The sequence below is a fragment of the Ancylobacter amanitiformis genome (genome assembly GCF_030814815.1).
Taxonomy (GTDB): domain Bacteria; phylum Pseudomonadota; class Alphaproteobacteria; order Rhizobiales; family Xanthobacteraceae; genus Ancylobacter; species Ancylobacter amanitiformis.
Window position 1 is genome coordinate 76,793 of the sequence record NZ_JAUSVR010000010.1, and the last position, 11,956, is coordinate 88,748.

The 11,956-nt window shown below is 70.6% G+C and carries 7 protein-coding genes; 2 read left to right on the top strand and 5 right to left on the bottom strand.

What is annotated here, in order from left to right; all coding sequences use genetic code 11:
• Nucleotide 1 precedes the first annotated feature (1 nt).
• The 5 genes from QOZ99_RS15195 to QOZ99_RS15215 form a co-directional block, all read right to left on the bottom strand.
• Nucleotides 2-1,309, bottom strand: coding sequence for a S8 family peptidase (locus QOZ99_RS15195; RefSeq protein ID WP_306890840.1), 1,308 nt, complete (start codon nt 1,307-1,309; stop codon nt 2-4).
• A 51-nt stretch (nt 1,310-1,360) separates the two neighbouring features.
• Nucleotides 1,361-3,970, bottom strand: coding sequence for a peptidoglycan-binding protein (locus QOZ99_RS15200; RefSeq protein WP_306890841.1), 2,610 nt, complete (start codon nt 3,968-3,970; stop codon nt 1,361-1,363).
• A gap of 113 nt (nt 3,971-4,083) precedes the next feature.
• Complete coding sequence (locus tag QOZ99_RS15205) at nt 4,084-6,972, bottom strand: hypothetical protein (RefSeq protein ID WP_306890842.1); 2,889 nt, start codon at nt 6,970-6,972, stop codon at nt 4,084-4,086.
• 12 nt (nt 6,973-6,984) lie between these two features.
• Nucleotides 6,985-8,025 (bottom strand): AAA family ATPase, encoded by a 1,041-nt coding sequence (locus QOZ99_RS15210; protein ID WP_306890843.1) that lies wholly within the window; start codon nt 8,023-8,025, stop codon nt 6,985-6,987.
• A 10-nt stretch (nt 8,026-8,035) separates the two neighbouring features.
• Nucleotides 8,036-9,727, bottom strand: coding sequence for a trypsin-like serine peptidase (locus QOZ99_RS15215; RefSeq protein WP_306890844.1), 1,692 nt, complete (start codon nt 9,725-9,727; stop codon nt 8,036-8,038).
• 257 nt (nt 9,728-9,984) lie between these two features.
• On the opposite strand from QOZ99_RS15215, the gene QOZ99_RS15220 reads away from it, so the two are divergent.
• Both QOZ99_RS15220 and QOZ99_RS15225 read left to right on the top strand, forming a co-directional pair.
• Nucleotides 9,985-10,884 carry a GNAT family N-acetyltransferase gene (locus QOZ99_RS15220; RefSeq protein ID WP_306890845.1) on the top strand — a complete coding sequence of 300 codons (900 nt, stop codon included), beginning with the start codon at nt 9,985-9,987 and terminating at the stop codon, nt 10,882-10,884.
• Nucleotides 10,885-10,933: 49 nt separating this feature from the next.
• Nucleotides 10,934-11,938, top strand: a complete 1,005-nt coding sequence (locus QOZ99_RS15225) for a methyltransferase (RefSeq protein ID WP_306890846.1) — start codon at nt 10,934-10,936, stop codon at nt 11,936-11,938.
• Nucleotides 11,939-11,956 lie beyond the last annotated feature (18 nt).

Here is an 11,956-nt window from a genome sequence, read left to right on the forward strand (position 1 = left end):
GTCAGCGCGGCGCCATCACCCGGCCGGCGCCGCGATCGATATAGCCGACATCGGCGGTGAAGCCGTCCGCCACAGTTGACGCGATGATGCGGGCATTCACCATTGTCGCATTGGCGTTGCCGACCTGCCGGGCGACGCTCTCCCACCACAGCGCGGCGACGCCGGCCACGTGCGGGCAGGCCATCGACGTGCCGCTCATCGCCGTCAGGCGCGGCTGCGCTGTCGTTCCCACGCCGGTGCGAGCCGAGACGATATCGACGCCGGGCGCCGCCAGCACCGGATTGATGTTGGAGAAGGGCGCGATGGAATAGAGCCCGCCGCTCCGGCCGAAGGCGCCGACCGAGATGATGGCGGGAGAGGCGGCGGCCGGCAGGCTGGTATCGATGACGAAATTGGGGTCGACCTGACGCATGCTCTCATTGCCGGAGGCGGCCACGATGACCATGCCCGGCCGGCCGGCGCCCTGCTGGGTGAGGAAGGCGACCAGCGTGGCGAACAGGTTGAGGTTCTCGCGATAGGCCTTCAGCGCCATCGAGGTGGCGAGCTTGGCCGGGCGGCCGGCGCCGACCAGTTGTTCCTGCATCAGGGGAAAATCAAAGCCGAGCGACATGGAGACGACCTGCGCGCCCTGTTCGCCGGCCCAGTTCAGCGCCTTGAGCACGCGTGCCGTGGTGCCGCGGCCATTATCGTCCAGCACCTTGCCGATCACCGCCTTGCCGATGCCGCGGGCGACGCCGATGCGCACGCCCTCGACATCGCGGCCGAAAATGGTGCCGGCGCAATGGGTGCCGTGGCCCTGCACGTCGCTCGCGTCGTTCTCGTCGCCGCCGGTGAAGTTGCGGCTCACGAGCTCGATGCCGGCAAAGGCGGGATGCGACCTGTCGATGCCGGTGTCCAGCACCGCGACGGTCACGCCCTGGCCCGTCAGCGTGGACGTGTCGGCACCGATCGCCGACAGGCCCCAGGCCTGTTTGGCGCCCAGCGCGGTCGCCACCGGATCGTCGTCGCCCTTGATGCCGTAATCGGCCTTGCTGCAGCTGGGAATGATCGTGACCGGCATGACCGGGGCGACCAGATTGTCCGCATCGCGCGCCGCTTCGTGCGCCTGCTTCTCCGAGAGTCGGGTTTCTTCCAGTGTCACGCTTGCGGGCTCGGGCGGGGGCGGGGCGCCGAGCACGCCGCCCTGTATGTCGCCGGAGAAGAGATCGTCGGCGCTCTCGAAGGAGCGGCGCCGGTGCTGCGGCTGGGGTGGCGGCTGCGGCGCGCGATTGAGGCCCTTCACGTTCAGCACGAAATAATCGAGGTCCATGGCGTTGCCCTCCCTGTCGCCTGTCCGGCGTGTTGTCCTGCGTCCTGCATCTCAGTTCGCGCTCTTGCGCGAGCCGATGAAGGTCTGGAGATCGACCAGCAGTTCCGGCGTGACCGTGCCGGTGGCAGTGCGACCCTGGTCGGTCTGGAAACGGGTAACGGCCCGGGAGGTGACGGGACCCATGAGGCCGTCGACGTTCAGGGGGCCGTAGCCCGCCTGGTTCAACATCGTCTGCACCCGTGAAAGCGCCGCCCGCTCGGCCGCGATGTCGCTGGCTGGCGTGGCGGGAAGCGCGGCGAGCAGATGCGGCCTCGATCGCCCGCGCGTCGGACCCGCCGGCAGATAGGCGAGCGGCAGGGCGGCGACGAGGTGCAGCCGTGCCAGATCGGTCAGCCGCAGCCGGCCGTCAAGGCTCGCCGCGGCGAGATAGGCGCCGTCCGGCGAGAAGGCCAGCGCGGTGACGAGATCGCCATGGCCGGGCGCGCGCCGCAGGTTCGTACCCTCCCGCTCCACCAGGACGAGGCTGCCATCGGCCTGCGCCAGCGCGAAGTCGGCGCCATCCGGCGAGATCGCCACCATGACGACGCGCAGCGCCGGCAGGAACGGCTCCAGCATCGCCCGGCCCTCGCTCACGCGGCTCGGATCGGCGACATGCAGCGCGCCGGACGGCTCGCGATAGAGGAGGGTGGAGCCATTGGCGGCGAGCGCGAGCCCGTCCTCCGCCAGCGGCGGCATGGGGCCGGAGCGGGTGGGGTCCGGTCTGGCGCGATAGAGCGTGAGCCCCTGCGCCCCCAGCCCCTGCGCCCCCACCCTCTGCGGCGTCAGCACGGCGATGACGCTGGCATCGCCATTCAACGCGATCGCGCGCGGGTTCTCCACGTCGATGCGCCCGAGTTCGTCGATGCGCCCGAGTTCCGCGCCGGACCGCGTGTCGAACACCACCCGCTCGGTGCCCTGGCGGGCGACGAGCCGGGAGCCGTCGGCCGCCAGCGTGGCACCCCGCCAGCCGGCATTCTCCCGCTGGCGCGTCACCGCGCCGCTGCGGATCGAGTGCCAGAACAGGCGCCCGGCGGCGGGATCGAACAGGACGAGGCTGCGCCCGCCGCGCGCGAAGGCAAACTGGAAATCGCGCAGCGGCGCCCAACCCGGCGCCGGCGTCTCGATATCGGCGAGGGAGGTATCGTCGAGCGCGTGGATCAAGATCGTGTTGCCGACCGCCGCGATCAACGCGCCATCCGGGCTGAAGGCGATGCGGTCGATCGGGCCGGCGAAGGCATGACGCCAGATCTCCGTGCCCCCCGCCACCTCATAGACTGCCGCCCCGGCGTCCTTGTCGCCCCGCACCAGCACGGCGAGGCGGCTGCCATCCGGCGAGAAGACGACCGGGTCGGTCTCTTTCAGGCCCAGCGCGGACACGTCGATCTGCCGCAGCGTGGTTCCGGTTGGCTCGGCGCTGACCACGAGGTTTGCGGTGTCGCTGTTGACCTCCAGCGCCGCCAGACGCGTTCCATCGGCGGAGAGCGCCAGCGGTGCGCCGAGCTCGGCGGGCAGAGTCTTCATCGTCGTGCCGCCGCCTTCCGGCGAGCGCCGCAGCCAGGTGAGGGTGCCGATATCATCGTCCAGTACCAGCGTCGTGCCGTCCGCGCTCAGGGCCGCGATGGCGGTAGGGGCGCGCTCGAAGGCGATGCCGAGCCCGTCATCGGTGACCCATCGCGTTCCGGGTGCGACGATGTCGGTGACCGCGCCGGTCTGCACCGGGTAGGTCGGGCTGGCGGCGCGGCTCACGTCGAAAGCCTTGAGACTGCCATCGGCGAAGGCGGCGACGATCTTGACCGGAGCGGCGGCGTCGCTCGGCGCGCTCACCACCAGATCGACCACCGCCGCGCCGCCGGTGAGGATGAGGTTCATGTACTGGTCGGGCGGTACGCCGCCGATCTGCGCGCTGGAGTCGAAGGAGGTGAGATTGCCGGCGCCGTCGCCGACGATCATGCCGGGCGAGCCAGGTAGAGCTTTGACGATACGCGGATCCTCAACGCCCGACAGCGCGCCCACCTCGGTCGGCGTCGGCGAGAGGAGATCGCGATATTCCACCAGCTGATAGGCGGTGATGGGCGCCCGTGGCGGGGCCGGCTGCACATTCGCCCCCTTGGCCTGCGCCCCGTTGGCCTGCGCTTCGCTGAACGGCGCCGGGGAAAACGCCCCGTCCGGCGGCGCGGCCGCCGGCAGCGCGACGATGAGCGTGCCGCCATTCTCCCCGGAGACGGCGGTCAGCGCCGGCCGCGCCGTCTCTATGCCGCGCAGACGGTAGGGCGCGCCGCTGCCCTGTTGCTCGCGGGCGCGATCATGGACGATGGCGAGCGGCATGGCGCCGCCGATCTCGCGAAAGCCGACGATTTCGCCCACGGCCGGCATGGGCGTCCAGGTGGATTCGCCGGAACCTTGCAGCGGCGTGCTGGCATAGGCATCGATCACCATTCCACCTTCGGTGCCGACCATCAGCAGATGGCTGGATGACACCCAGCCGAGCGCCGTCACCCGGTCCGGCGCGCCGGAAGCATCCTGTAGCCGCGCGTCCAGCACGCGGTGCGCGCCGCTGAGATAGAGCCGCACACCCCACGCGCCGGCCAGCGGCAGCAGGATGAGACCGGCGGCGATCAGCATCGGGGTCCGCAGCCCATGGAGCGAGGCCAGACGAGCGCGCAGCCGCGGCGGCGGGGATTCCGAATGCGCGGGGCGCGGGACGACGGGTGGGGGAGGATTTTCCCGCGGGGCGCTCATTTGCGGCGCTCCGTTTCCGTTTCGTCCGATCGAGATGACGAGGAGGCCGGCTCCTCGGACGATAGGATTTCGAAAGGAGAGGGCGGGGCCGGCGCGTCCCCCGGCGTGGTGCCGCCCTCCCGCTCTTCCGGGGCGACGGTGGTCGCGCTGGCGGTATCCGGTACGGGCTCGGTTCCCTCGGCACGGTTCGTCTCTTCAGGTGCGGCGCGGTGGTGGCGGATGATGGCGAGGAGGCCGCCGCACAGCCCCGTTGCCGTGCCATAGGCGAGCAGCGGAAACCAGGCGCCGGGCGGGTGCGGCGCGCTCAACGCGGCCGGCCACAGCCAGAAGGCGCCCAGACACCAGGCCAGCGTCAGCCCGATGACGGCGAGGCGCCGCGTGGCCACCTCTCGCAGATGATCGCGGAAGATGCGGGAGAAAGCGCCCCCGCGCAGCATCGGCACGATGTCGGAACGCTCGGCCAGCCACAGGTCGGCCATGACCGCGTCATGGGGAATGTCCAGTCCGCCCGCTTCGGGTCGCCAGATCGGCAAATGGCTACCCGCCGGCACGGGAGCGCCGGTGGGCAACGGCGCGCCGTTCAGCATCGTGTCCACCGCGTCGCGGATGCGCTGGCGGCTTGCCGGTGTCAGCGCCGCGAACAGCGCCCGGCGCAGCCAGTGCGGCATGTGGCCGTTGCGGAACCATGGCAGAAGCGACAATTGCGCCAGTCGCCGCTCGTCATAAAGTGGCACGGCGAGCGGCCCGAGGCCGATGGTGATGCGCAGCCCGAGATAGAGCGTGATGGCGAAGCGCAGTTGCGGATAGGCGGCCGTGGCCGCCAGCCAGTGGAAGCCATAGGGCCCGAGCCAGCGCCTGAGGTCGTCGATCAGCGCGGCCTGTTCCCCGGCCGGGGGCTCGGCGTCGGAGGTCAGCACGGGGTCGTCATAGCGCAGCACGGAAGGACGCGCGGGGATGGCATCGCCGGCCAGCAACTGGTCGCTCGCCTCCAGCCAGTCGACCAGCCGCGTCAGCAGGTCGTCCTCGCCGCGATCGCCGCCGGCGCGTGTCTGCGGCGGGCGGGCCGCGCGTTCACCGAAGCCGAGCGCCAGATCGTGGAAGCCCTCGGGCGTCGCGCGTCCGACGATCGCGTCCAGCGCCTGCGCGAGGCGGAACTCGCGCTCGCCCCATTCGCTGAGCGGCAGCGGCGTCAGCAGCATGCGCCGGGGCCACAGCGCCAGTTCCTCGGCGATGAAGGCATGCGGGCGCTGGGTGAAATAATCCACCAGCTCGGCGCCGTCCGTCACCAGCACGAGCCGCGCCTCGGCGTGCCGCTCGCGCAGGGCGCGCAGGTCCAGCACGCCCCCGCGCGGATCGCCGTTCACCGTGCGCGGGATCAGCGTGCGCGGGTCGCGATCATAGTCATAGACATCGAGCGAGACCCCGCCGCGGGCGATCGCCTCGATGAAGCGGCTGACCCGGTCGCGTTCATGATCGGCCGGATGCAGGCGCGGCACGAGGAAGACATAATGCGCCGAGCGGGGCGCGCGGCGGGGCACGATGGTGGGGAAGCCGCCGGCCCGCACCGTGGCGCGCACGCTGCGGTCGGCATGGATGCGCCGCGCGATGCCCGGTTCCTGCCAGGAGATCTGCCGGGCGAGCCGCCGGGCCGGCGGCGGCGCCGTGAGCGCGAGGGCGCCGGCCGGCAGGTTCGCCTCGACGCCGACCCGGCGCGCCTGCGGATTGGTGAGCGCGGCGATCAGCGCGGGAAGGAAGCTCGCCGCGCTCCACGCCAGCGCGGCGAGCGCGGGGAGGAAGGCGAGGCCCGCCAGCCAGCCCGGCCAGGCGGTGGTGGGCGTCGTGCTGTCCATCAGGCCGGCGGCGCCGCTGCGGGCCGGGCTTCTTCCGGCGGCGACGCCCTCCAGCCACCGTGCCAGAAATGTGTCGTCCGGGGTGGCGCGGTCGAGCGCGGGCCGGTTGAGCGGCGTTGCCGCGCCCTGCTCGGTGGCGACAAAGGCCCAGGCAAAGTGCTGCAGCGCCAGCGCGCCGCCGGGGTCCAGCGGGATCGCGGCGTCGGGCGGCAGCGGCCAGCGCCGGCGCATGGCCGACAGAAACATCGCGGGCTCGCCGATGCTGTCGGATTCGCCGGCATAGATGGCGGCGAGCTGGCGCGGGGTGAGGGCTTCTGCCTGCTGCTGCGCGGTGAGGGCGACGCCGAGCGCCCGGCGGTACTCGTCGCCGAAGGGGTCGTTCGTCGCGGCGTTCGCGCGGTCGGGCGTGACCATCGGCGAGGGGCGGGCGGTGGCGACGCGGATCGGGGTGCCGGTCCCGTCCGTCGCCGGGTCGCCTGAAGGTGTGAGGGCGAGATAGAGGCCAACCAGAAGGGTGGCGAGACCGACGGCGAGCGCCCCGCGAATTGCGGGCCGCCGCAGCGCGTTTTTCAGCCGCTCGACGAGAAGTTCCCGCGTGGAGGGCGGCGGGGGCTCCTCGTGCTCCTCGCGCCACCACGGGTCTTCTACCAGAAGATCGGGAAGGGGCGGGGGCCGGCCGGCCGGCTCGATGGGGGGCTCGAAGACGCCGGGCAGGTCCTCGCGCGCGGCGATTTCGAGGGCGGCCGCCGATTGCCGCGTCTCGGCCAGAACAGGGGAGAGGTAGCGCAGCCAGAGGTCGGCGCTGTCCTCGCCCGGTTGGCGGTGCCAGCCGCGCGCGCCGTTCAGGCCGAATATCGCTGTCACCGCATCGATGCGCTGGGCCGGGGAAACGCGCTCCAGCGCGGTGGCAAGGCCGGCGCGGCGCCGCTCCTCCTCGTAGCGGGTGAACAGATCGTCCAGCCGGCGGGCTTCCGGCACGAAGCGATAGGTGGTCTCGTCCGCCTGCGTCATGTCGGTAGCCATGTCGGTAGCCATGTCCGTGCCACCCTAGCCGCCCTGGCGGACCCAGCGTTCGATGAGGGCGCCGAATTCGGCCCGGTCGTTCTTGAGCTTGGCCAGCGCCGCGGTCGTCGCGCCGAGCCGCGTGTCGAGCGGGGGCGGATGCTGATCACGGGGATAGGCGACCAGCGCGGCGGCGTCGATCATCTCGGAAATGCCGGGCTTCTTGTCGAGCCGCAGCCCGCGAAAATCCTGCAGCAGCGCAATCAGCGCGTCGCGCTCCTCATCAGGCAGGGTCAGGGGCGCCCCGCCCCCCAACAGGCGTTTTTCCAACCCGCTGGCGATGATGCGCCGCAGCACGCCGGCCTCGGGAAAGGCGATCTCGTGGAAGACGCAGCGGCGCAGGAAGGCGTCGGGCAGCTGGCGTTCCTCATTGGAGGTGATGACGATGATCGGCCGGCGCTGGGGCGGGATGCCGCCCGGCGTTTCCGGCGCGGCGGCCGCGGGGCCGCCATCGCGCCGCCCGAGTTCGGGCACGCGAAAGGCGAGGTCCTCGATCTCGCGCAGGAGATCATTGGGAAAATCGCGCGAGGCCTTGTCCACCTCGTCGATGATCACCACCGAGCGGGTCGGCATTCCGGGGTGGGTATAGGCGCGCCGCCCTTCCAGCAGATGGGCGACCTCGTGGGGGGCGTGGGCATCGAGTATCGCCTCGCCCAGCGCCTCGAACTCGATGTAGTCGGCGACGTCGGCCTGCCCGCCCGCGCGCCCCGCCTGCGCATCGCGGAAGCGCCCGATCGCGTCATAGGTATAGAACAGGTCGCGCGCCTCGGAGTTGGACTTGGTCGAGAAGAAATGCACGCGCGGGATGCCCAGCCGACGGGCGATGGCATAGCCCAGCTCGGTCTTGCCGCAGCCCGGCTCGCCGGATACGAGCAGCGGCCGACCAAGGCCGATGGCGACGTCGATGGCGGCGACCAGCGCCTCGGTGAAGATATAGCCGCGGCCCTTGTCACGCACCGGGCGTCCGTTCTCGCGGATCTCGCTTTCCGGCGCGGATGCGGCCTGCGAGAAGCTGTTGAACCACATATCTTCCCCCTCATCCGCCGGACTGGCCGTCCAGCCAGCTGCGCAGGACCGGCATCAGCCGCTTTTCCGCATCCATCATCGGCAATTGCCGGGTGGCCAGCGCCTTGTCGACATCGGCCTTGAGTTCGCCCTCCGGTAATTGCCAGGCGGTCTCCAGCGCGCGGCACCACGCACCGAGCTCGACGCTGCTGATGTCGTCGAGGCACAGGCACAGGCCGGCCCCCGGGGGCCTTTCGTCGATCTTCCACAGCGCGCCGAGCGCGGCGCGCAGCTTCTGGTTGGGGTCAGGCGCACCCTTGGCGAGCTGGTCGTAATAGATGACGAAAATCTGCAGCCGGTCGGGGTTCGACAGGCTGCCGGCGAGTTTGGCAATCTCGCGCACCAGCACCTTCTCGCGCCGCAGGTCCACATTGCGGATCTCGACCACCGCCTCGACCAGCTGTGGCCGGGTCTCGGAGGCGATCACCTCCAGGTCGCGCCGGAGCATGTCCAGCGCGATGGGCAATTTGCGGTCGGCGCGCGGCCAGGTGAGGTTGGCGAAGGTCCATGTCTCGTCCGGCCGGTCCTTCGGCAGCGGATTGAGAAAGGCCGCCATGCCCTCGCGCTGGGCCCGCAGGTCCTTTTCGTCACGCACCAGCGACCAACGGGCGATGCGCCGCAGGAACTTGCCGTGGTGATCGACATGCCGGCAGGACAGCACATGCAGCATGCCGCGATCCTGCGAGGAGGGGCGGCGCAGGTAGCAGAGGTCGCGCTCAGCTTCGTCGCGATCCATCAGGATGGCGGCGGCCTGCAGCCGACCCTCCGCCATGTCACGGGCGACGCGGATCTCGCGGGTGGCGCGGGAGATGCGCGGGGCGGCGGTGGCGCGCGGGGGCACCACGCCCAGCAGTCCGCCATGGCCGGTAGCGGTGAGATGGCGCACGATGGCCGCCACCGGGATGGCCTGGTTCCACTTGCCGCGAAAGTCGATATCGGCGTCGGGGTCGCCGGCATGGTGGAGGGCGATGAAGTTGAAGTTCATGTCATAGCAGGCCGCGCCCGAGGAGCCCTTGAAGGTCATCGCGTCGTGGCGCAGGCGCAGATCCGTGTCGATGAGGCTGAGCACCTTGCCGGAGGACCATTTCAGCGGCATCGCGCGGTAGCTCGCGCCCAGCATCCGCCGCTCCACCGGGTGCTGCCAGATCTGCAGCGGCGTGCCCGGCACGACGGGGCGCTCCCGTTCGAGGGGAATGGTGAGCCAGCCGCGCATCGCCCCGCCGGCATCGGTGGCGAGCGGCTCGAAGCCGATGCTCCTGTCCAGCTTGATGATGGCGAAATCCAGCTTGTCCGGCTCGAAGCCGGTGTCGGTGCCGCTTTCATCCTTCTCGCTGAACCGGCTCAGCACAACCGGCCAGTCCGCCGCGAAGCCGGCACGGTGGCCGGCCGCCTCCCTGGGGGCGCCGATATCGGAGCCGAAATCGAAGCGGCAGGAGGCCTCCCGATAGCGCTCGGGCTCCGCCAGCAGGCGCTGCACCACATGGAAATTGGTCAGCACCTTGTCGGGGCCGATCAGCACCCCGCTGCCGAAGCTGCCCTTGCAGCTTTCGATGGCGCAGGTCCAGGCGATGCGCTCCATCGCGCGCCGCTGCGGCTCGTCGCCGGACCAGAACCGGGACAAAGGGTCGACGCTGACCTCGAGGCCGTTCTCGGCTATGCCCATGCCGCCCCCCGCCGAACAGGCGAGCCCGCGTGCCCTGCGGAGGAAGCTTAACACAGCGACGCGTGCGTGCAGTAGTCCCGCGGCGGCGGGCTCGCTCGCTTCGTGCCGTTGCGGCTTGTCACGCCATGAAGCTGGGGAATGCAGGCGTGGATTGTGTTTCGCCGCCGGCGGCAATTCGGCTATAGGGTTTTTGCGTTCCGCGCGCCCTGTGCGGGGGACACGCTCGCGCTGCCTCAACCCGACGAGCCAACAGCCTGATGCCGACTGCTTACCGTTCCAGGGACTATGCCGAATCCCTCGCGGAGTTCGGCGAGGCGGCCGCGCTGCCCGCGAGCGGCGGCTGGTTCCTGCGTCGGCCGATCGCGGGTCACGACCTGCATGACGGGATGACCTATCCGTTCCTGTGCTGCGCGGACTGGCGCGCCCTCGATGAGGATATCGAGAGCTGGCGCGGCCGGCTGGTCAGCCTCGCCGTGGTGCCCGATCCGTTCGGTGCGTACCAGATGAGCGATCTCGAGCGCGCCTTTCCAGACCGGGTCATTCCCTTCAAGCAGCACTACGCCGCCGATCTCTCGGTGCCGGTCGCGCGCATCGTTTCCGCGCACCATGCGCGCGAGGCGGCGCGGGCGTTCCGGCGGGTGCAGGTGGAGGTGTACGAGGACCCGCTGCCGATGCTCGATGTCTGGCTCGGGCTGTTCGACATCGCCATCGACAAGTTCGACATACGCGGCATCCGCCGGTTCTCGCGCGCGGCGTTCGCGCGCCAGCTGGCGCTGCCCGGGGCGTTCATGACCGTCGCCTCGCTGGAGGGAACGCCGGTGGCGGCGCATATCCAGCTGGTCGGCGATGGCGTCGTCTATGCCCATGCCGCCGCCGCCAGCCCGCCGGCCTACAAGGTCGGGGCGGCCTATGCGCTCTATTACCGCGAGCTTGAATATTTCGCCGACAAGGCGCAGTGGATCGACTGGGGCGGCGAGGCGGGCCTTGCGCAGGACGGCAAGCTGAGTTCCTTCAAGGCGGGCTGGTCCACCGGGGTGCGCCAGTCCTATTTCTGCGGCCGCATCCTGGATCTGGTCCGTTACGATCAACTCGGCCGGGAGGCGGGGGCTGCGGCCACCGCCTATTTCCCGGCCTATCGGGTGGGAGAGTTCAATTAAGCGCTCGTCGACCGATACCGGGGAATCCCCTTCCACCACGCTGCGCCGGATGGTCGGTGGCTTTGCCGCGACCCAGCTTCTGGTAACGGCGGCGCGCCTGTCGATCGCCGATCACGTGGCGGCCGGGCATACCGAGGTGGAGGCGCTGGCCGCGCAGACCGGGGCGGCGCCGGGGCCGCTCGGGCGCTTCCTGCGCATGCTGGTCGTGCTCGGCGTTCTGCGCCAGTCCGGCGCGGGGCGGTTCGAACTGACGCCGATGGGCCAGTTCCTGCGCGCCGACCATCCCGACACGCAGCATGAGCGCCTCATCTTCATCGGCGCGGTCAATTACCCGACCGCGCAGGCCTCGGTTCACGCCGTGAAGACCGGGGAGAAGGCGTTCGACCAGGTTTTCGGCATGCCGCTGTTCGATTATCTCGACGGCGAGCCGCAACTGCGCGACATCTTCGCCGGCCTGATGAGCGACAGCGTCGAGGGGCGGGCGGAGGGCATTTGCCGCGTCCATGATTTTGCCGACGCCTCGCTGATCGTCGATGTGGGCGGGGGCGATGGCTCCTTGCTGCGCGCGATCCTGCGCACCGCGCCGCAGGCGCGCGGGGTGGTGTTCGACCGCCAGAGCCTTGCCTCCGGGCAGGATGGCGCGCCCGCCGATGCCGCCGCGCGGGAACCGGAATTTGTCGGCGGAGACATGTTCGCGGCGATCGCCCCGGCGGGGGCGGACATCTACATTCTCTCCAACATCATTCACGACTGGAACGACGAGGAGTCCATCGCCATCCTGCGCAATTGCCGCGCGGCGATGAAGAAGGACAGCCGCCTGCTGATCATCGAGGAAATCCTGCCCACCCGCATCGAGCAGGCGCCGGCGACCATCGCCAATGATTATTCGATGCTGCTGCTGACCGGCGGGCGCCAGCGCACCCGGCAGGAATTCGCGCAATTGCTCAAGGCGGCAGGGTTGCGGCTCAGCACGGTGCGGCCGATCGAGCTCAATGCGCGCGGCGCGCGACGGCGCGAGAACTGGGCGCTGGTGGAGTGCAGGCCCGGTCGCTGACGGGCCCTCGCCAGGTTC

What these genes read in the sequence shown, in the direction of transcription:
- QOZ99_RS15195 (WP_306890840.1), bottom strand. Translation starts at nt 1,309, where the DNA reads ATGGACCTCGATTATTTCGTGCTGAACGTGAAGGGCCTCAATCGCGCG.
- QOZ99_RS15200 (WP_306890841.1), bottom strand. Translation starts at nt 3,970, where the DNA reads ATGCTGATCGCCGCCGGTCTCATCCTGCTGCCGCTGGCCGGCGCGTGG.
- QOZ99_RS15205 (WP_306890842.1), bottom strand. Translation starts at nt 6,972, where the DNA reads ATGGCTACCGACATGGCTACCGACATGACGCAGGCGGACGAGACCACC.
- QOZ99_RS15210 (WP_306890843.1), bottom strand. Translation starts at nt 8,025, where the DNA reads ATGTGGTTCAACAGCTTCTCGCAGGCCGCATCCGCGCCGGAAAGCGAG.
- QOZ99_RS15215 (WP_306890844.1), bottom strand. Translation starts at nt 9,727, where the DNA reads ATGGGCATAGCCGAGAACGGCCTCGAGGTCAGCGTCGACCCTTTGTCC.
- QOZ99_RS15220 (WP_306890845.1), top strand. Translation starts at nt 9,985, where the DNA reads ATGCCGACTGCTTACCGTTCCAGGGACTATGCCGAATCCCTCGCGGAG.
- QOZ99_RS15225 (WP_306890846.1), top strand. Translation starts at nt 10,934, where the DNA reads ATGGTCGGTGGCTTTGCCGCGACCCAGCTTCTGGTAACGGCGGCGCGC.